Below are 20726 nucleotides of genomic sequence, written 5' to 3' on the forward strand. Positions count from 1 at the left end.
GCGGCCCCCGGCAGCGGCTCCGCGCATCAACTCGCCACGCGCACGGCGACTTCACGGAAGGCCCCACGCGTCAACCGGCGCCCCCGGCGGAGGTGGGCGCTCGCGGGTGGCGACGCCACGCGGGAGACGGCGGTGTCGATCCGCCGGGGTCGCCCCGGCAGCAACGCCGCCGCCAACTCGCCACGAGCACGACGACTTCACCAAAGGCGCCCCACGCAACAACCGCCGCCGGCGGAGGTACGCGCTCGCAGGTGGCGACGCCATGCGGGAGACGGCGGTCGAACCGCCGGCTTCGCCGCGGCAGCAACACCACAGCAACGCGTTCAGCAGCCGGACGTATCGACCGGCGGCCAGGTCGCGGGGGCATTCACCGACCAGCGATGCCCGTGTCAACCCGCCCTCGGAACACGGGGGTTCACCGGCAGCGGGTCCGGCCTCGTCACCCCGCGGCCGACACCCGCAGGTCCACCGGGCAGCCCCCTCACGCGACAACCCACGCAGCCCCGGGCATCGAAAGTCCCCGCAGCACCTACCGCGCACCCGCGCGGCGGACGCGCGAGGGTTCACCGGGCAGCGCCCCCGCGTACCGACCCGCGGCCGGGTCGCGGGGGCGCCCCGCAGTGCGCCCCCGCCTGCGTCCCTATCCCTCCTGCACCGACAACGCCCGGCGCAGGTCGTCCAGTTGGTCCGCCAGTTTGCGGCGCAGGGCCGGGATCATGTCCGCGTCGCGCAGACACCGTTCGCCCAGTTCCAGCGTCCGCGCGTCGACGGCGTGCAGCGGGAACGCGTACCGGCCCGCCGCCTCCGCTATGGCCGGGCCGCGGCGGCCTGCGAGCGCCACGGCGTCGTCGAAGTAGCGGGCCACGTACTCCCGGACCAGTTCGGCCTGTTCGGGCTGCCAGAAGCCCTGTGCGGTGGCGGTGAACAGGTAGTTGGAGAGTGTGTCGGAGGTGAACAGCCGCTCCCACGCGGCCTCCTTCGCCTCCGGTGTGGGCAGCGCGGCGCGGCAGCGGGCCGCGCCCTCCTGGCCCGTCGCGCTCGGGTCGCGGTCCAGTTCGGCCGCGATCGCGTTCTCGTCGGTCTCGCCGAGGACGGCGAGGCGGTAGAGGATGCGCCAGCGCAGCTCGGGGTCGAGCTCCGGTCCGCCGGGCACGCTGCCGTCGGCGAGCCATTCCTGGATCGTCTCGGGCTGCGCGGCGGCGTCGATGGCGTGGCGTACCGCTGTCAGGCGCAGTCCGGCGTCGCTGCCGTCCTCGGTGCGGCGCAGCAGGTCGCGGCAGATGTTCCTGATGGCGCTGAGCGCCGCCGGGCGCTGGTCCGCGGGAGAGAAGCGGTCGGCGATCTGGCCGGCGGCGAAGGCGAGCACGCCCTGCACCACGGCGAGGTCGGACTCGCGCGGCAGATGGGCGCGGGCGGCCTCCAGATAGGCGGCCGGGGCGAGGTCGCCGTCGCGGACCATGTCGCGGGCCGCGTTCCACACGACGGTGCGGGTCAGCGGGTCCGGGACGGCGGACAGCGAGCGGACGGCGGTGTCCCAGGAGGCCGGGTCGAGGCGCACCTTGGCGTAGCTGGAGTCGCCGTCGTTGAGGACGACGAGGGCCGGGCGCCGGCCGGGCCGGGGACCGTTCTCGCCGTGGGGGACGTCCAGTTCGAAGCGGTCGCGCAGGACGAGGGCGGAGGCGTCCACGGGGTCGGCGTCGTACGCGCCGACGGCGATCCGGTGCGGGCGGCTGCCGTCCTGGGCGACGGTGAGCGACCAGGTGCCGTTCGACTCGGTCACGGTCGAGGTGAGGGTGTCGACGCCGGTCGTCCGCAGCCAGGACTCCGCCCAGCCGTGCACGTCGCGGTCGGTGGCCTGGGCGAGGGAGTCGATGAAGTCGGCGAGGGTGGCGTTGCCGAATTTGTGGCGGGTGAAGTGGGTGTTGATGCCGGCGAGGAAGTCCTTCTCGCCCATCCAGGTCACCAGTTGCCGCAGCGCGGACGCGCCCTTGGCGTAGGAGATGCCGTCGAAGTTGAGCATCGCGGACGCGGTGTCGGGGACGGCGTCCGGGTCGGGTGCGACGGGGTGGGTGGAGGGCCGCTGGTCGGCGTCGTAGCCCCAGGACTTGCGGCCGATGCCGAAGTCGACCCAGGTGTCGGTGAAGCGGGTGGCCTCGGTGAGGGTCTGGTAGCCCATGTACTCGGCGAAGGACTCGTTCAGCCAGATGTCGTCCCACCAGCGCAGGGTGACCAGGTCGCCGAACCACATGTGCGCCATCTCGTGGGCGATGACCATGGCGCGGGTCTGCCGCTCGGTGTCGGTGACGGCGGAGCGGTAGACGAACTCGTCGCGGAAGGTGACGAGTCCCGGGTTCTCCATCGCCCCGGCGTTGAACTCGGGCACGAAGGCCTGGTCGTAGGAGTCGAAGGGGTACGGCTCCTCGAACTTCTCGTGGTACCGGTCGTAGCACTGGCGGGTGATCTCGAAGATCTCGTCGGCGTCCGCGTCCAGGTGGGGGGCGAGCGAACGCCGGCAGTGTATGCCGAAGGGCAGTCCCGCGTGCTCGGTCAGGACGGAGTGCCAGGGGCCCGCGGCGACGGCCACGAAGTAGGTGGCGAGCGGCGGGGTGGGGGCGCAGGTCCAGCGCCCGTCGCCGAGGTCGGTGGCGATGGAGTTGCCGAGGACCTTCCAGCCGGCGGGCGCGGTGACAGTGACCTCGAAGACGGCCTTGAGGTCGGGCTGGTCGAAGGCCGGGAAGACGCGCTGGACGTCCTCCATGAACAGCTGGGTGTAGACGTAGGTCTCGCCGTCGGTGGGGTCGGTGAAGCGGTGCATGCCCTCACCGGTGCGGGAGTACCGCATGCTCGCGTCGAGGTGCAGCTCGTGCTCGCCGGCGCTCAGGCCGCGCAGCGCCAGCCGGTTCCCGGTGAGCGTCTCGGGATCGATCGGCTGTCCGTCCAGGGTGACGGAGCGCAGGACGTCCGGCTTGACCTCGACGAAGGTGTCCCCGTCCGCCCGCGCGGTGAAGTGGATGACGGTACGGGAGTCGAAGGTCTCCTCCCCGGTGGTCAGATCGAGGTCGATCGAGTACCGGTGGACGTCGAGGAACTGGGCACGGGTCTGCGCTTCGTCGCGCGTCAGGACGGACATGAGGGCCATGCTGCCTGATGGTCCCGCTCCCGCACACGGGGTATCGGTTGCGCTGAGAGCGCACGCCCCGCGCGGTGCGCCCGCCGCGGGTCGTCTCCGCGGCACGGCGTCGGGGGCAGCGGCGCCCGCCTCGGGTCGTACTCGCCGGCGCGACGCCGGGGGCGGCGCCGCCCGCCTCAGATCATCTGCGCGGCGCGACGTCCGGGTCGGCGGCGATCGTCTCGTGGTGGCGGATCACCTCGGCGATGATGAAGTTCAGCAGCTTCTCGGCGAACGCGGGGTCCAGTCTGGCGCTCTCCGCGAGCTGGCGCAGCCGCTCGATCTGGCGGGCCTCGCGGTCCGGGTCGGCGGGCGGCAGATGGTGCTGGGCCTTGAGCCGGCCCACCTGCTGGGTGCACTTGAAGCGTTCGGCGAGCATGTGGACGACGGCCGCGTCGATGTTGTCGATGCTCTCGCGCAGGCGGTTCAGCTCGGCCCGCACGTTCTCGTCGATGTCCCTGGTGGTCATGGTCAGCGAGCTTACGACGATCACGTGGAGATCGTCGGGGGGTGTTCGGGGTCCGGGATGCGGTTGCTCCAGCCGCCGGGAACGGCGCGTCCCTGCTGGGCGCGGAAGCGGACGGGCGCGGTTCCGACACGGCGGGTGAACAGCCGGGAGAAGTAGGCCGGGTCCTCGTAGCCGACGCGGCGGGCGACGGCGGCGACGGGGAGCTCGGTCGCCACGAGCAGTTCCTTGGCCCGGCCGAGCCGGATGCCCAGGAGGTAGTCCTTGGGGCTGCATCCGGCGCCCCGGCGCACGGCGGCGCGCAGTTCCGCGGGGGTCATGCCGTGGCGTGCCGCGTGCTCGGCGACCGACAGCGGCTGGAAGGCGTCGCGGGCGAGCGCGCCGAGTACGGGGTCGCCCTCGGCGTTGGTGTCGGCGCGGGCGCGGCGCAGGGCGACGAGGAGTTCGTGCACGGCGGCGCCGGTCTCGACCTCCAGGAGCGGATTGCCGCGGCGGGCGGCCCGGGCGATGCGCCCCACGGCGGCGCGCGGGGCCGCGGTGTCGGAGAGTGGGACGACCGGCCGGTGGGGCTCGATGTAGCCGAGTTCGGTGTAGGTGGCGGTGGCGGGTCCGGAGAAGTCGACGAAGCTCTCGTCCCAGCCGCCCGTCGGGTCGGGGCCGTAGTGGTGGGGCACTCCGGGTGTGAGCCACAGCAGGGCGGGCGCGGTGACGGCGGTGCGCTGTCCGTCCGGTTCGCGGAACCAGCCGCTGCCCGCGCTGATCACGACGGCGACATGGTGGTCCAGGGTGCGGGGCCCGACGGTGGGCAGCAGGCCGTGCTGGAGTCCGACGCCGAGGCAGACCAGGCCGAGCCGCTGGTGCACGGGACCCGGGGTGAAATAGCGCATCCAGGTGTGGTACATCCGCTTTCGTCCCTCTCCCCGGCCGCGATCAGCCTGCGCGTGCGTCCAAACAGCGCCGATCTTTGTCCATGGATTCCTCCGCCGCCAGGGGGCGATGGTGAGCGAGGCGGGGGGACATGGGTGAGGGGTGGGACGTGACGGAGTTCACGGTCGGTGACGAGGATTTTCTGCTGGACGGGCGGCCGGTGCGGCTGCTGTCGGGTGCGCTGCACTACTTCCGGGTGCACGAGGGGCACTGGGACCACCGGCTGGCGATGCTGCGGGCGATGGGCCTCAACTGTGTGGAGACGTACGTCCCGTGGAATCTCCACGAGCCGGCGCCGGGCCGCTACGCCGACCCGGAGGCGCTGGGGCGGTTTCTGGACGCGGCGCACCGGGCGGGGCTGTGGGCGATCGTGCGGCCGGGGCCGTACATCTGCGCCGAGTGGGAGAACGGCGGGCTGCCGCACTGGCTGACGGGCCGCCTCGGCCGGCGGGTGCGCACCGACGACGCCGAGTATCTGGGGCATGTGGAGCGCTGGTTCACCCGGCTGCTCCCGCAGGTCGTGGCGCGGCAGGCGGACCGCGGCGGACCGGTGATCATGGTGCAGGCCGAGAACGAGTACGGCAGTTACGGCACCGACGGCAGCTATCTGCGCCATCTCGTGGATCTGCTCGGGGGCTGCGGGGTGACCGTGCCGCTGTTCACGTCGGACGGGCCCGAGGATCACATGCTCACCGGCGGCTCGGTGCCGGGCGTGCTCGCGACGGTGAACTTCGGGTCGGGGGCCCGTGAGGCCTTCGCGACACTGCGCCGTCACCGTCCCGGCGGCCCGCTGATGTGCATGGAGTTCTGGTGCGGCTGGTTCGACCACTGGGGCAAGGACCACTCGGTACGCGATCCGGCGGATGCGGCCGGGGCGCTGCGGGAGATCCTGGACGCGGGGGCCTCGGTCAATGTGTACATGGCGCACGGCGGTACGAGCTTCGCCGGCTGGGCGGGGGCGAACCGCTCGGGCGAGCTCCAGGACCAGGAGCTCGAACCGACCGTGACCTCCTACGACTACGACGCACCGATCGACGAGACGGGCCGTCCCACGGAGAAGTTCTGGCGCTTCCGCGAGGTCCTGGAGCCGTACGGGGACGGGCCGTTGCCCGATCTGCCGGCGGAGCCCGTCGTGCTGGGCGCCCCGGTGGGGGTGGAGTTCGACGGCTGGGCGCCGCTCGGTGACGTCCTGGAGGTGCTCGGCGACGAGGAGACCGAGGGCCCGGTGCCGCCCACCTTCGAGGAACTGGGCGTGGACCGCGGCCTGGTCCGCTACCGGGTACGGATTCCGGGGCCCCGCCGGCCGTATCCGCTGCGTGTGTACGGGCTGCGCGACCGGGCCGTCGTGTACGTCGACGGGGCCCGGGCGGGGGTGCTCGGCGGGGAGAACGAGGCGCTGGCGGAGCCGGTGGCGGGGCCCGCGGACGTGGAGCTGTGGGTGGAGTCGCTGGGGCGGGTCAACTACGGGCCGCGGACGGGCGAGCCGAAGGGGATCACCGGCGGGGTGCTGCACGAGCGCCAGTATCTGCACGGGGTGCGGGCCGGTGCGCTGCGGCTGGACGCGTTCGGTGCCGCGGCGGTCGCGAAGGTGCCGTTCCGGGCGGCCGATGCGGGTGCCGCGGGTCTGTACCGCGGCTCGGCCGTCGTCGAGCACGCCGGTGACGCGCGCCTGGAACTCCCCGGCTGGACACGGGGGTTCGTCTGGGTGAACGGCTTCTGCCTCGGCCGCTACTGGGCCGAGGGACCGCAGCACTCGCTCTTCGTCCCCGGCCCGGTGCTGCGGGCGGGGACGAACGAGGTGTGGGTGCTGGAGCTGGAGGGGGCGGGAGCGCCGGCCGGGGTGTTCAGCCCGGTGTGACGCCCCCGCCGGTGATGCGGTCGAGAACGTCCCGGTAGACGGAGCGCTTGTCGGGGCGTGCGTGGTCCAGGGCGTGCCGCAGGGCGGAGGCGGCGGGTGTGCCCCACAGGGCGAGCCCGTCGGCGGCCGCCGTGCGGACGACGGGGTGCGGGTGTTCGAGCAGTCCGGTCACCACCGGGATCGCGGGCGTCCAGCGCGCATGGCACACCGCCCGGACCGCCATGCGCCGTACGTCCGGCTGCGGGTCGTGCAGCAGCACCGACACATGGCCGAGATGGGTCTCGCGGTCGAAGACCGCACGCGAGGTCCGGTAGGCCTGGAGACGGACCTTGGTCCGCGGGTGCTCCAGCAGTGCGCCGATCACCTCCCGCAGTCCGCGGTCCTCCTCGGCGGCCCGGCCGGTGTGTTCCACGGAGCCCGGGCCTTCCTGTTCCTCGATCAGCCGCAGGAGGGCCCGGCGTATCTCGTCCGGGGAACCGGTATGCGCCAGGGCGGGCAGTTCGGTGCGGGCGGCGGGCCGCCGGGGCCGCGCCGTCGCGGGGCGTTCGCGGAGCGCCGCGAGCGCTGCGGCGTCGTCGTGTGGGGCGTCCGGGCCGCGCAGCGGGCCGTCCACCAGGCGGAGTTCATCGGCGAGATCGGCACGCCCTTCCGCGCGCAGCCGGGCGTCGAGGCGGGTCAGTGCGGGGGTGCGGAGCAGGGGCCGCCCCGCGAGCAGGTCCAGGTATCCCCAGGCGCCGGCGGCGAGCCGGTCGTCGAGGTGGCCGGCGAGGACGTCGGCGGGGACCCTGCGCAGGGCCCGTGCCGCCTGGGGACGGATCGCGGCCGGGCCGTGCTCCCACCACCCGAGGAGCAGAGGCAGCAGGGCCGTCGGATCGTCCGGGTCGAGCAGCAGCGCCAGGGCCACCGCCCGGTCGGGCAGGATGCCCTCCGCGCTCAACTCGGCCGCGTCGAGGGCCCGCAGGGAGCCGGGGCCGGGCGGCACGGTCACCCGGCCCCGGAGGTACGCACGCAGGACGTCGAGCCGGACGCCGGGCTCCGGCCAGTCCACCAGTGCCCGGGCGGCGGCATCCCGGCGGTCGGCCTCGGGCGCGTCCAGCAGGGCCAGCAGGCGTCGCCGCAGGGCCGCCGAACGCGGCTGGTCGAGATCGTCGCCGTGCACGGTCCGCGCGTCGGGTGCGGGTGCCGCGGCCGATTCGGCGATGGTCCACGGCGGGGCGCCGAGGGGCTGGAGTTCGGTCATCCGGTCGACGAGTGCGGCCCGGACCTCGGGTACGGCGCCGGCGTGGGCGCCGATCAACGCGGCCAGCAGCTCCCGCGAGCCGGGGGCGTGCGGGGAGCGGCGGAACTCCTCCAGGGCGTCCGACGTCTGTACGGCGGCGTCCAGTGCGGCCGGCCAGGCCGGGTTCGCCGCCTGCTCGGTGGGCGGCGGGACGGCGAACGCCTCGCGCAGTACGGCGGTTTCGGCTTCCCAGGGGTCGCCGCCGAGCCGGGCCGCGGCCAGCGCCGAGTCGAGGTCACCGCGCACGAGTACCGCTCCGCAGCGGCGCAGCAGCGCGAGGGTGACGCGGCCGGCGCCGGGTGCCGGGGGCAGGGCGCGTACGGCGGCGGCCACCACCGGCCGCTTGACCGCGGGCAGTTCGGGCGCGACGGCGTCGAGTACGGCGAGAAGGCCGGCCCGGTCGGCATCGGACGCATGGGTGAGCTGGTCCAGGACGATGTCGGCGGACCGGGCGAAGGCCGCCAGTTCGACGGGCGTCCAGGGCGCGGGGCACAGGCTCAGGGTGAGTCGCAGGATCCGGCCGCGAACCGCCGGGCGGGGCGAGGACGCTGCCAGCCGCAGCCAGTCGCCGAGCAGGGGCCGCAGTTCGCGCAACCGGTCGAGGGACGGCGGCTCCTGGCGTTCGGCGATCCGCAGGGCGATCGCGGGGTCCCAGCCCCCGGTCAGCAGGGAGGCGATCTCGGTGTCCGTCGTCTCCTCCGGTCCGGGCCGGCGGCCGGGGGCGACGACGCCGTGACGGGCGGCCGCTCCCGTGATCTCGGCGAGCGTCCCGGAGGCGAGGCGGACGCGGCCGGTCACGGCCAGGGCGAGCAGCACCGGGGCCGCCGGTGAGCGCTGGGTGTCCAGGGCGAGGAGCGAGCGTGCGGGCAGGACGCCGTCGAGGCCGGCCAGCAGCAGGTCGCGGGTGCGGCCGTCGTCCTCGCGTTCGGCCGCGGCGATCAGCGTCGCCGCGTACGCGTCGCCGAGGACGGCGCGCAGTGCCTCGGTCAGGGACGCTCGCAGGCCGGGGTTGTCGTGACGGCCCAGCCACAGGAGCAGCTTCGGCACCGCCTCGGGGCCGCCGGCACGGACCAGGACCTCGGCGGCCGTCTTCTTGATGTTCATGGTGGGACGGTCGAGACAGGCGGCGATCGCACCCGCCGCCCAGCGTGCCCCGGCCTGTCCGAGCGCCAGCAGTGCCTGCCGTACGGTCTGGATGTCCTCGGCGGCGGTCAGGGGGATCAGCGTCGCCGACAGGGCGCGGGCGTCGGTGCCGGAAGTGTCGCGGGCGAGCAGGGCGATCACGTGCTTGCGTATGTGCCGGTCGCGGTGGCGCAGCAGGCGGTGCACCTGGGGGCGGGTGTGGGCGTGAGGCGTCCGGAGGAGGACGTCGAGCAGGACGGTCCGCTCAATGTCGGACAGGCCCGGCCGCTCCAGCAGTTCCAGGGCCAGGGTCGCGACGAGCGCGTCACCGGCCTCCCGGGGACCGGCCGCGTCGAGCAGGCACACCGGGCGGATCCTGCCCCGGACGTGCAGCCGGCCGCCCAGGGCGTGCAGGGCGTCCAAGGCCTCCTGGGGGACGACGGGTTCGCCGCCCGGCCGGCCGTCGTGCCGGGTGCCGGCGGACCGGGGTTCGGCGGACCGGGGTTCGGCAGGCGGGCGGACGTCGTGCCGGGCGTCGGCGGTCGGCTGGGGGGAGGCGGGCTCTCGGCCGTCCGGGTCCCGCCTGTCCGCCACCTCGGCGACGATGCGCAGCAGCAGGTCCGCGAGGACGGGCAGGGTGGCGGCGTTGCCGTTGGCCGCCAGCCGGCACAGCGCCGTCACCGGCCGCGCGGGGTCGAGATGCGAGCTGAGGAGCGCCAGTTCGCGGTCGTCGGGGCCGCCGAGGTCCGCCGCGACGCGGTCGGGCAGATCGGTGGGATCGAGCCGGCCGAGGATCCGGCGCCGCAGCTCCGGGTCCTCGTTGAGCAGCCACAGCACCTCCAGGGCGTGGTGCCGTACGGCGCGGAGATGAGGCACGACGGCAGCCGCGTCCCCGTCACCCTGGGAGCCCGCCGCCGGGTTCGCCGCCGAGTTCGCCGAGCCCGACGCCGACGCCAACTCCTCCTTCCCCAGACCGATTCCCTGAGCGAGTACCTCAACCGTCCGCCGGCCGCCGATGGCCTCCAGCGTGCGCAGGGCGGCCGCGGGCGCGGAGGGCAGGAGACCGAGCACCGTCTCCTCCGCGTCCGTGTACCGCAGTGCGCGGATCGCGTCGAGGAACGGCTCCGGCCTCGCGGCGAGCGGCAGCAGGCGGGTGACGGCCTCACCGACCGGCAGGTCCCCCGCCCCCTGGGCGGCCAGCGCGACCAGCAGATCGAGCCGCCGCGGGCTCCGGTCGTCGGGCGCGGTCTCCGTCAGTTCCCGGAGCACCGCCCGCCGGCAGGTGAAGAGGACCGTCGCGACCTCGTCCGCCGGAATCGAGTGGTCGGTGAGCGCGAGAGCGACGACGGCGGGGACGTCCTCGTCCTGCGCGAAGTGTCCGCGCCGGTGCAGTCCGCTCAGACAGGTCAGGACCGGCCTCCCGAGAAGCAGCGGGTCCGTCCCGGCGAGGGCCGTCAGCGCGCCGATGTCGTCGCGTTCCGCCAGGTCTCCGAGGAGTTCCACACTCCGTTGCCGCAGCGCGGGCGGCAGCCCTGTGTCCTCGGCGACCTGTCGCAGCAGGTCCGCGTGCCCGTGGCGGGCCGCTGCGGCGAGCGCCGCGGCGGCCCCCTCGGGCCGGGCCGCGGACGAAAGGGGGGTGAGGAACGGCGCCAGGCGCGGCAGCGGGAACGGTTCGAGCGCCGCCCACGGCTCGGCGAGTTCGCTCAGCGCTCCGGCCACGACGCCGTCGCCGGCGGCGCCGAGCAGGGCGGACAGGCGGGCGCGCACCAGCGACGGCCTGAGCAGTCCGGCGTGCAGCCCTTCACGGAGCAGACGCAGCGCCTCCCCCTGCACCACGGGGTCGTCGGTGTCCGCCAGTTCGCTGACCAGCCGCTCGGGCCCCGGGGCGTCGAGGGCACGTGTCTCCCGCAGGGCCTGGTACAGCAGCTCGTCCCGCGGCTGCGTGCGTACGGCCTCCGGACGGTGCAGCAGTTCGGCCCGCAGCCAGGCGATCCGCACCGGCATCGGCAGTTCCGCCGTCCGCCAGGCGGGCCACCTCCGCGCGGGGACATGCTGTGCGAGTCGTCCGTACAGTTCCGCCTGTACGAGCGCCGCTTCCGGTGGGGCCGCCACGTCAGGCGGCAGCAGCCCCGCGAGTTCGGCTCCCTCCGACCCCTCGTCCCACCGGGCCGAGGTCACCCGCTCCCGCAACAGCACCAGGCCCAGGTGGCTGGTGTGCGGGTCGGGGTGCCCGATGAGCCGGGCGAGGTCGGACGGCGCGCACACCAGTGGGTCGGTGTGGCGGGCCGCCTCGCTCTCGCCCCGGCTCGGGGCCTGCCGGGGCGCTTCGTCGGCCGGAGTCGTCATGGTCGGATCGTAGGCGCGGCAGTCACCGCCCCACCAACGGGATTCACGGCGCCCCGGGTCCCGCCTCCCGTACCTCGAAGGTGTCGAGGACGAATTCCGCCGTGCCGTCGTCACCGACCTTCCGCAGGCCCACCCAGGTCTCGCCCGCGTCGTCGGGAGCGGTGAACTCGTACGCGAAGGACACCGGGTCCGTCGCCACCGGCAGCGGCACGCGCGTGAGTTCGCGGTCGTCGGCGCCCGTGACCCAGGCGTACTGGCCCGCCTTCTCGTTCTCGTAGCGGAACGAGACACGGTAGCGGGTCCCCGGCCGGAACCGGACGGTGTGCTGCACGGTCCGGTAGACGAGACCGCCGTTCTCGCCGCGGGACTTGAGCGACTCCGTCCCGTCCACCACGTCGTCGATCGCCTTGCCGTTCCAGCCGCGCTGGGTGAACGGCGCGTGCCGCTGGGCGATATGGGTCCGCGGGTCGGTCGCACCGCCCGCGTCGCCCTTCACGAACACGCCCCAGCCCTGCGGCACTTCCTGGAAGTCCTCGTACGCGACGGTGTCCGGCTTCGCCGTCCGGCGCGCGGCGACGACGCGGACGTTGTCGAAGCGGACCCGCGGTGCGCCCGCCTCGGCCCGCAGCGTGAGGATGACCGGCCCGCCGCCCTGGGGGACGGTGAAGTGGGTGAACATCCGCTGGAAGCGGGTGCCGTGCTTGCGGTCGGCGGCGACATGGTTGCCGGCGGTCGAGATGTCCGTCCAGTTGGCGGCGGTGACGCCGTCGGCGGTGCGGACCTCCAGGCTCGCCCTGCGCCGCTCCCCCGCCCGCTCGCCCACCTCGACCTGCACGGAGGCGGCGTACGTCCCGGGCGCGAGCCGCGCGAGCCGCTGCCCGGCACAGGCGGCCGCGCCCGCGCCGATGACCAGTTCGTGGTCGCCGAGCGGGCTGAGCACCACGGAGGCGGGGCCCTCCACCGTCCAGCCGTCGAGGGTGCCGGCGTGGAAGCCGGGGTCGTGCACGGGTGTCGCCTCGCCCCAGCCCGGGTCGCCGCCGGCCCTCACCCGTGTGCGGTGGACGACGTACGGCTGCCCGGCCTCGGCGTCGAGGGTGATGCGGCCGGAGCGTACGGGCAGTTCGGCGGCGTGCACCCGGCCTTGGTCGGTGAGCCGGTAGAGCTGGACCCGCGCGGCGCCGGACCAGCCGCGCGGCAGCCGCCAACTGGTGGTGCCGCCCTGGGGGTTGTAGTGGTAGAGCTTCGCGGGATCGGTGGCCCGGCGCGGCTCCCAGGGCAGCAGATAGGCGCCGCCGTCGTAGACCACGCGGCCGTCGGTGACGATGCGGCGCGTGCCGCCCTCGTCGGAGACGGTGCTCGGCCCGAAGAAGGTGATCTCGTGGTCGGTCCAGCGCTTGATCGGGTGGGCCTGGAGATACTTGGCGGGCAGGGACTCGGTCCAGATCAGCTCGTAGAAGACGTTCCAGTCCGTCTTGCCCACCCAGCCCTCGAAGTTGCCGGTGCGCGGGATGCCCAGCAGGGTGGGCCACTTGTCGGCGAAGACGTCCTTCTGGTGGTTGCGGATGAAGCGGATCAGCCGTGAGTTGACGCCGCGCGAGGTGTCGGGGCCGTAGTCGGTCTCGGTCGCCCAGTGCGACCAGAGCGCCGAGCGCTCCAGGCCGTGGCCCCATTCGGTGGTGACGAGCCACCCCTGTTCGCGCAGCGCGCGCTGAAGCCGGTCGGAGGTCCAGCCGGACTCGCGGAAGACGTCGATGTAGAGCGTGGTGAGGGCGGGGTCGGTCTCGGCCCGCAAATCGGCGAAGCGGCGGACGATGTCGCCGGAGACCAGATCCCGCCGCTGGTCGATGCGGTACGACTGGTCGAGCCAGTCCCACTGTTCGTTCGTCTTGTCGACCAGGGTCTCGGAGAAGGCGTTCGCGACGGGGTAGGACTCGGTGGCATTGACGTGCACGCCGAAGTCGCTGTTCCACTTCCTGCCCTGACGCACCAGGGTGTTGAGGTCGGCGAGTCCGCCGGCGCGCCGGTTGTGGTTGCCGGCGTAGTCGGGGTGGGCCGAGTCGTGGCCCTCCGACTGGTAGCCCTTCAGCAGCGTGTACTGGCGCAGTCCGTCCGTCGCCAGCGAGATGCGCTTGACGTGGTCGAGAGTGGCCAGAAACGGATTGGTCGCCTGCGAGGCGAAGTTGAAGGGGATGTGCGGGACGACCCGCAGATGCTGCTCGTCGGCGCCGAGCGGGTCGATCATGATGTCGCGGAAGGCGATGGCGGCGTCCTGCCAGTCGACGACGCCGTCCCCGTTGCGGTCGCCGGTGATCACGACGGTGGCGTACGGGAGGGGTTCCACCGCGTCGAGGGGTGCGGTGGCCGCGCGGTGGGTCCACTGCCCGGGGACGAGGTGCGCGGTGACCAGCCCGTCGGTGACGGTCGTCTGCCGCCAGAGCCGGCCGTTGTCCCAGGTGGCGCCGGGAGTGGCGGCGGGGTTGTCGTAGACGGTGTTGGTCTCCACGGCGCCGCCGAGCCTGTCGTGCGCGACGACGGCGTAGGCGCAGCCCGTCGGGCTCGCCTCGGCGGGCGTCTGCGGGGTGAGGGTGACGAGCGTGTCGCCGCTGCCGGCCTTGTCCAGCGCGATACGGGCGGCGTACAGCGTCGCGCCGGGCTGGTCGCTGCGTACCGCGAGGAGCGCGAGGCCGGGGATCTCCAGGGTGCCGACGCGCAGCGCCTCGGTGTCGGCGATGCGGGTGACCCGCCAGTCGACCGTGCGTCCGTCGACCCGGATCTCGACGTCGATCTCGGTGACCGCGCGCTTCTCGGTGGACCGGTCGCCGCCGGTGGGGCCGAAGGCGAGGGTGTACGCGATCCGGTCGCGGCGGACCTGTGCGGTGACCTGCGGCGTACGGGCCACGGAGTCGATCAGCACCGAGGTGACGCTCCGCTGCTGCCCGTACAGCTTGGCGCCGGTGCCGCGGTCGGTGTACGACACGATCCGCGGGAAGCCGCGGTCGACGAGGACGTCGAGGTCGCGCGAGCGCAGGACGGTCTCGGGGGCGGCGGACCCGTCGGCTGCGGCGAGCGCGGTTCCCGGGCCCGCGACGGCCGCACCGACGCCGGCCAGGGCGGTGGCGGCCACGACGGTTCTGCGGCTGGGCCCGCGGTCTTGTGCGTCCACGCTCGTTCCTCCTCGTGACGGGTGCTGCGTGCACGTCAATCTGCGCCGGGAGGGAGGAACGCGCCCATGGACAAAGCAGGGGCAGGTGTTGGACTAAAGCGTCCGGCACCTGCCCCTGCTTCACGGGACTTCAGTGGCCGGCCGGGCCCGTGGCGGACCCGGCCGGACCTGCTCGGTTGCTACAGCGTGGCGGCCGCGGACTTGATGGCGGCAGCGAAGGTGGACACCTCGGTGTAGACACCCGGGTAGTTGGGCCGTGCGCAGCCCTCGCCCCAGCTCACGATGCCGACCTGGATCCAGGCGTTGTTGTTGTCCTTGCGGAACATCGGGCCACCGGAGTCGCCCTGGCAGGTGTCGACGCCGCCCTGCGGGAGTCCGGCGCAGATCTCCTCACCGGCGACGAGGCTCGGGTAGGACTGCTTGCAGGAGGCGTCCGAGACGAACGGCACCTGCGCCTTGAGCAGGTAGCGCTGCTGGGCGCCGCCCTCACGGGCCGCACCCCAGCCGGCGACCGTGAAGGTGCCGTTGTTGTACGCCGTCGTGTCGGCGATCTTCAGTGTGGGGAGATTGATCGGCTTGGCCAGCTTGATCAGCGCCCAGTCCTTGCCCGTGCCGTTGTAGCCGGGGGCCTGGAGGACCTTGGTGGACTTGACCTTGATGGCGCTGGCGCTCTGCAGATCCACGACGCCGGCGGTGGCGGTGATGCTGGTGTTGTTGCCGGAGCCGGAGACACAGTGCGCGGCCGTGAGGACGATCTGCTGGGTGTACAGAGCGCCGCCACAGCCCATGGAGAGCCGGACCATGAAGGGGAATTCGCCCTGGGCGGCGCGGGTACCGCCGACGACGGGCGGCTGCGCGGCCGAGGCCGAGGAGGGCTGAAGGCTGACAGCGGCCAGCACGACAGCGCCGGCGGCGGCGCATCTCTTGACCATGCGGAGAAGCTGCTTCAACGGACTGCCTTTCGTGGGGGGTTCAGACTTACGCCGGCACCGGATCCAGGCAGCCGCGGCACGCAACTGACATGGGCCCGACAAGACGTGATCCGGATTATGGGGAGTGTGTCAGGTGCGCCACAAGGAGCAGTTTTCAGCCACGCCACCAGCGCGGATTCACCGCCCGTTCCCCGTAGAGTTGATCCCGGCCGACCATCGTGCATGGGGGGTACGGGACGTGGTGGCGAAGGACAGCGAGGTCGTACACGGCTATCCGCACCTGGACACCGTGCGGGCGGCGATCACCGCCCTGCACCGACGGCTCTCGTCCGAGGGCGTGCTCTCCTACGCCCCGAGCGTCCTGCCGGCCGACGTGGCCTTCGCCGATCAGGACGACCTCCATCTGGGCGCCCAGCGTGTCGCCCGGGCCCTGGTGCATCACTTCCGGCTGCCGGACGCGCGGATGATCGTCAGCTTCCGCGAGATGACCCACGCCGCGAGCGTCGAACTGACGGCCGGACCCGAATACTTCATCGAGCTCAACGACCGGTTCCGTACGCACCGCCGGGACATCGGCGCGGCCCTCGCCCACGAGATCATGCATGTCCTGCTCCACCGGCTCGGTCTCTCCTTCCCCGGCACTCGTGACAACGAGATCCTCACCGACACCGCCACCACCTATCTCGGTGCGGGCTGGCTGCTGCTCGACGCGTTCCGCGAGGACAGCGTTTCCAGTCAGAAACTCGGGTACCTCACACCCGAGGAGTTCGGCTATGTCCTCGCCAAGCGGTCACTCGTCTTCGACGAGGACCCCTCACCGTGGTTCACCAGCCCGCAGGGCTATACGGCATATACCAAGGGGAAGGCGCAGGCGCTGCGCGACGCGCAGCAGCCGCCGCTGACCACCGCCGGATGGACGGGCCGCCACCGCTATGCCAAGGACCGGCGGTATGCGCGTGAGCACGCCGGAGCGACCCCGCACCCGGAGTCCGGCGCGACGGGGTACGCCTTCGAGCAGGGCCCCGAGGGCCTGCGTGTCTCGTTCTCGTGTCCCACCTGCCACCAGCGCATCCGGATCGCCGTGCGCGGCCGGGTGCGCGCCCGGTGCGGTCTGTGCCGGACGATTCTGGAATGCGACACCTGAACGGTTCTCCGTAGGCTCGAGGGATGACGTACGAGCCGGCAGCATCCGTCCAGCAGCTCTTCGACGCCGTGTGGGAGGGCGCGGAGGACGCCGTCGTACGGCTGCTGCGGGCGGGAGTTCCCGCCGACGCGACCGACGAGGACGGACAGACGCCGCTGTACCGGGCGGCCGTGAGCGACGAGTTGGGCATCGTACGGCTGCTGCTGGCGGCCGGCGCCGAACCCGAGCGGCTGAGCGGACACGAGGGCGGGGACCTGCCGCTGTGCGGAGCCGCGGTCGGCGGTCACACGGACGTGGTGCTGGCACTGATCGCCGCCGGAGCCCGGCCGGACACCGCGGAGGCCTTCGGCTTCACCGCCATGACCTGGGCCGTGCAACTGGGTCACGCGGCGACGGTCGAGGCGCTGCTCGACCACGGCGCCGACCCCGACCTGCCGGCGCCGGGGGGCGAACCCCCGCTGGTCCTGGCCGCGCGCCGGGGCTCGCCCCGTACCGTCAGGGCGCTGCTGCGGCACGGTGCCGGCGCACGGCAGGCGGCACTCGACGAGGCCCGCGCCTGGCTGGCGCGTGATGTCGAGAAGGAGCTGCGCGCCGGGCTGCTGGAGGCGTACGGCGACGGGTCGCAGACGGTCACGCGCCGCGTCGAGGAGGACGGCGGCGTGACGGTCGTGGTCGAGGTGCTGCGCGAGGGGAAGCCGGTCGCGGGCAACGAGCAGCAGACCGGACATGCGGCGATCGCGACCCTCCTGGAGGAGGACCTGGGCATCCAGACGCCGTACGCGACGCTGGCCGAGCGCGCGCTGCGCTGCGGGGACCGGGACCAGGACGACTGGGTGGAGGCGGTGCTGGCGCTGTGGAGGCGCGGCGACGAGGAGACCTTCCAGGCGGCAGCCGCGTGGTGCGCGAGCGACGACCCGATGCGGCAGGCGTTCGCCGCGGAGGTGCTGGCACAGCTGGGCCCGGCGGGCCCGGAGCCGGACGCGGGTGCGCATACACGTGCGGGTGCGGGTGGGCATACGGATGCGGGCGCGGGCGCTGCCGCGGGGACGGCCGGCACCGCGGCGCACCGTCCCTTCGCCGCACGCGCCCTGCCGCTGTTGCGCGAACTGGCCCGCGAGGCACGGGACGAGGAGCTGATCCGGGCCGCCGTCCTCGGGCTCGGCCACCACGGGGATCCGGCCGCACTGCCGGAGATCCTGCGCCACGCGGGACACCCGAACGCGGCCGTGCGCCACGACGTGGCGCTCTCGCTGTTCGGCCTGGTGCCGGACGGTCACCGGGAGAGCACCGAGGCGCTGATCGCCCTCAGCCGTGACACAGACGACCGGGTCAGGGACTGGGCGACCACCGCGCTGGCGCACCTCGGCGGCGACACGGCCGAGATCCGCGAGACGCTGGCGGCCCGGCTGGAGGACCCCGACCCGGACACCGCGGCGGAGGCCGCACAGGGGCTGGCGAGGCGTCAGGACCCGCGGGCGGTCCCGGTACTGGCACGGATACTGGCGGACGGGGACCCGGACGGCTATGCGCACGAAGCCGCGGCGGAGGCGGTGCAGCTGATCCAGGACGAGACGGTCAGGCGCCGACTGGAGGGCACGGTCCCGCGCGTGCGCTGACGGAGGAGACCGAACCGCCGGCGCGGGAGCCCCGACTCCCACGGAGCGGTTCCCGCGCGTGCGCCGACGCGCGAGGTCAGAGCAGCCGCAGCACGCCCGGCGCCCGCTCCTCGATGATGCCGACCAGTTCGTCGAAGACGGTCGGCCCCTCGCCTGCTCGGGCGCGCGCCAGTTCCTCCGCGACGGCCGCCTTGTTCGACGGATGGCACCGGGCGAGCCGCAGCTCCAGCTGACGCACCGTCTCCGGGTGCCCGAGGGCCCGGCGGGAGCTCTCGTGGTCGCGCCATTCGATGCGGTAGTCGCCGTCGTCGGGCGTGCCCATCCCGCCGCTGAGGCAGTCGGCGAAGGCGTCGAGGTTGCGGCCGAAGTACCCCTCCGGCCCGTTCACGGCCTCGCCGATCACCCGCCAGAAGCTGTCCAGGCCGGTGACCTCCGCCCCGTCGATCACATAGGTCTTGGTCACGGGGCGGAGGATAGCCGCTCAGCAGCCGTGGTCGACGAGGTCGAACGAGGCGTAGTGGTCAGCGGTGTAGTAGTCCTCCTGCGACGCCTCGCCCGTGACGATGCGGCGTGCGCCGCGGTCGGAGGAGCCCGGCGTCTTGACGGTGTACTCGTGGTAGTAGCCGGTCGAGTGCGACGGCAGGATGCCTTCCCGGTTCTGGAAGACCGTGCCGTCCTGCGGGTAGGGGAACGGCCCGCCCGCGTCGATGAGTTCGAGCGTGTCGTGGGCCTGGGACGGAAGGTCGGAGTAGCAGATGTCACCGACCGCGGCGGCTGCTGTGGGGGCAGCCGTGAGGGTGGGGGTGTAGGTGGTGGCCGTGGCCTGCCCGCCGATGAGGAGGGTCGAGGCGAGAGCGGCGGCCGCGCCGAGCGTGGCGATTCGTGGGGGGATTCGCATGTCGGCCATCATGACGCGCGTAGACATGCACGCGTCAAGGCGAACTCCTCGGTGTTTTCTGCGAATTAACCTGGGTGGATTCGTGGACACGAAGGTGTGGGGAGGGTCTGCGAACTGGTCATCGGGCGCCGTGGACGGGCTGCGGAATCTCGGCGTCCGCCAGCAGTTTCCGTACCGCGTCGCCCGCCTCCGACGGCTGCCAGCGGCTCCCCTTGTCGGCCGTCGGACCCGGCCGCCAGCCCTCCATGACGGTGATCCTTCCGGCTTCCGCCTCGAAGACCCGGCCGGTGACCCCCTCGGCGGCGGCCGAACCCAGCCAGACGACGAGGGGTGACACGTCCTCGGGCAGCGCGGTGAGGCCGGCGAACGTCTCCTCGGTCATCCTGGTGCGGGCCGCCGGGGCGATGGCGTTGACCTGGACCCCGTACCGGCCCAGCTCCGCCGCCGCGACCAGTGTCAGAGCGATGATCGCGGCCTTGGCCGCCGCGTAGTTGCCCTGTCCGACGCTGCCCGACAGCCCCGCGCCGGACGTGGTGTTGACGATGCGCGCCGCCACCGGCCGTCCGGCCTTGGCCTCGGCGCGCCAGTGCGCGGCGGCGTGCTTGAGCGGCAGGAAGTGCCCCCGGCCGTGCACCCGCATCACGGCGTCCCAGTCGTCCTCATCGAGGTTGACGAGCATGCGGTCGCGCAGGAAGCCCGCGTTGTTGACCAGGGTGTCGAGCCGGCCCCAGGTCTCCAGAGCCGCGGCGACGAGGGAGGCGGCGCCCTCGCCGGTCGCGATGTCCCCGTTGTGCGCCACCGCCTCGCCGCCGGCCGCCCTGATCTCGTCGACGACCTGCTGCGCCGGACCCGCCGATGCGCCTGCGCCGTCGAGGCCCGCCCCCAGGTCGTTGACGACGACCCGGGCGCCCTCGGCGGCGAAGGCGAGGGCGTGCGCCCGCCCCAGCCCCCGTCCGGCGCCGGTGACGACGACCACGCGCTCCGCACAGATTCCCGTCATCTCACGTCTCCTTGTCGACCGTCGTGGACCGTTTCCCTGTTGACCGTCGCGGCATCGAGGAAGGCGGGACGCTCCCCGCCTCCGTGCAGAAGCAGCGAGGCACCGCTGATGTAGGCGGCGCGCCCCGAGGCGAGGAAGACGGCCGCCTCGCCGACGTCCGACGGCTCCGCGAAACGGCCGAGCGGGACCGTACGGCCCACCGCGGCGATCCCCTCCTCGTCCCCGTAGTGCAGCCCGGACAGTTCCGTGCGGACCATGCCGAGGACGAGCGTGTTCACCCGCACGTCCGGCGCCCACTCCACGGCCATCGAGCGGGCCAGGCTCTCCAGCCCGGCCTTGGCCGCTCCGTACGCGGCGGAGCCCGGCGAGGGCCGGCCGCCGCTGACGCTGCCGATCATGACGATCGAGCCCCGGGCGGCCCTGAGGTGGTCGTGGGCGGCGAGGGACGCGGTCAGCGGGGTGACGAGGTTGAGCTCGACGACCCGTGCGTGACGTGCGGCGGCGCCGTCCGCGAGCAGCCGGTGGGGGGTGCCTCCGGCGTTGTTGACGAGGGTGTCGAGGCGGCCGTACCGGGCGGCCACATCGTCGAAGAAGCCGGCCACCTCCTCGGCCTCGCGCAGGTCCACGGGCATGAACTCGGCTCCGTCGAGCGGGACTTCGGGTGGTCTGCGCGCGCAGACCACCACCCGGGCGCCGGCCCGCAGGAAGGCCCGCGCGATGCCCGCGCCGACGCCCCGCGTGCCGCCGGTGACGACGGCGACCCTCCCGTCCAGCTCCATCGGCTGCTACCTTCCTCACCTAACAAA

Annotated in this window: 13 protein-coding genes; 3 read left to right on the forward strand and 10 right to left on the reverse strand. The window is 73.5% G+C overall.

The genetic code is table 11. The features are described 5' to 3' along the window. Positions 1 to 640: 640 nt before the first annotated feature. From pepN to OHA05_RS08670, 3 genes are all read right to left on the reverse strand, one after another. Complete coding sequence (pepN, locus tag OHA05_RS08660) at positions 641 to 3130, reverse strand: aminopeptidase N (protein ID WP_328860220.1); 2490 nt, start codon at positions 3128 to 3130, stop codon at positions 641 to 643. A gap of 181 nt (positions 3131 to 3311) precedes the next feature. Continuing rightward, positions 3312 to 3638: a chorismate mutase gene (locus OHA05_RS08665; protein ID WP_313949049.1), complete on the reverse strand. Its 327-nt coding sequence runs from the start codon at positions 3636 to 3638 to the stop codon at positions 3312 to 3314. Between the two features lie 20 nt (positions 3639 to 3658). Further along, on the reverse strand, positions 3659 to 4537 hold the full coding sequence (locus OHA05_RS08670; protein ID WP_328860221.1) for a helix-turn-helix domain-containing protein: 879 nt from the start codon (positions 4535 to 4537) through the stop codon (positions 3659 to 3661). A gap of 134 nt (positions 4538 to 4671) precedes the next feature. Here OHA05_RS08670 and OHA05_RS08675 point away from each other — a divergent pair, with 134 nt between their 5' ends. Then, positions 4672 to 6420, forward strand: a complete 1749-nt coding sequence (locus OHA05_RS08675; protein WP_328860222.1) for a glycoside hydrolase family 35 protein — start codon at positions 4672 to 4674, stop codon at positions 6418 to 6420. Here the strand turns inward: OHA05_RS08675 and OHA05_RS08680 are convergent. The 3 genes from OHA05_RS08680 to OHA05_RS08690 form a co-directional block, all read right to left on the reverse strand. After that, on the reverse strand, positions 6407 to 11167 hold the full coding sequence (locus OHA05_RS08680; RefSeq protein WP_328860223.1) for a HEAT repeat domain-containing protein: 4761 nt from the start codon (positions 11165 to 11167) through the stop codon (positions 6407 to 6409). The two genes, OHA05_RS08675 and OHA05_RS08680, sit on opposite strands and share 14 nt — an antisense overlap. A gap of 43 nt (positions 11168 to 11210) precedes the next feature. Next, positions 11211 to 14330, reverse strand: a complete 3120-nt coding sequence (locus OHA05_RS08685; protein WP_328860224.1) for an endo-alpha-N-acetylgalactosaminidase family protein — start codon at positions 14328 to 14330, stop codon at positions 11211 to 11213. 179 nt (positions 14331 to 14509) lie between these two features. Then, the gene (locus OHA05_RS08690) at positions 14510 to 15262 is read right to left on the reverse strand and encodes a S1 family peptidase (RefSeq protein WP_313946949.1); all 753 of its coding nucleotides are present in this window, start codon (positions 15260 to 15262) and stop codon (positions 14510 to 14512) included. Positions 15263 to 15503: 241 nt separating this feature from the next. On the opposite strand from OHA05_RS08690, the gene OHA05_RS08695 reads away from it, so the two are divergent. Together OHA05_RS08695 and OHA05_RS08700 are read left to right on the forward strand one after the other, a co-directional pair. After that, on the forward strand, positions 15504 to 16406 hold the full coding sequence (locus OHA05_RS08695) for a hypothetical protein (protein WP_313949048.1): 903 nt from the start codon (positions 15504 to 15506) through the stop codon (positions 16404 to 16406). Positions 16407 to 16429: 23 nt separating this feature from the next. Beyond that, positions 16430 to 18022: an ankyrin repeat domain-containing protein gene (locus OHA05_RS08700; RefSeq protein ID WP_328860225.1), complete on the forward strand. Its 1593-nt coding sequence runs from the start codon at positions 16430 to 16432 to the stop codon at positions 18020 to 18022. Between the two features lie 76 nt (positions 18023 to 18098). On the opposite strand, the gene OHA05_RS08705 is transcribed toward OHA05_RS08700, so the two are convergent. The 4 genes from OHA05_RS08705 to OHA05_RS08720 all read right to left on the reverse strand — a co-directional run bounded on the left by OHA05_RS08705 (position 18099) and on the right by OHA05_RS08720 (position 20699). Then, on the reverse strand, positions 18099 to 18485 hold the full coding sequence (locus tag OHA05_RS08705; protein WP_328860226.1) for a barstar family protein: 387 nt from the start codon (positions 18483 to 18485) through the stop codon (positions 18099 to 18101). 18 nt (positions 18486 to 18503) lie between these two features. Beyond that, positions 18504 to 18920: a ribonuclease gene (locus tag OHA05_RS08710; RefSeq protein ID WP_328860227.1), complete on the reverse strand. Its 417-nt coding sequence runs from the start codon at positions 18918 to 18920 to the stop codon at positions 18504 to 18506. Between the two features lie 118 nt (positions 18921 to 19038). Then, complete coding sequence (locus tag OHA05_RS08715) at positions 19039 to 19920, reverse strand: SDR family oxidoreductase (RefSeq protein ID WP_328860228.1); 882 nt, start codon at positions 19918 to 19920, stop codon at positions 19039 to 19041. Then, positions 19917 to 20699, reverse strand: a complete 783-nt coding sequence (locus OHA05_RS08720) for an SDR family oxidoreductase (RefSeq protein WP_328860229.1) — start codon at positions 20697 to 20699, stop codon at positions 19917 to 19919. The genes OHA05_RS08715 and OHA05_RS08720 overlap by 4 nt, the downstream gene beginning before the upstream one ends. Positions 20700 to 20726: the final 27 nt, after the last annotated feature.

This window comes from Streptomyces sp. NBC_00306, from assembly GCF_036169555.1.
Taxonomy (GTDB): Bacteria; Actinomycetota; Actinomycetes; order Streptomycetales; family Streptomycetaceae; genus Streptomyces; species Streptomyces achmelvichensis.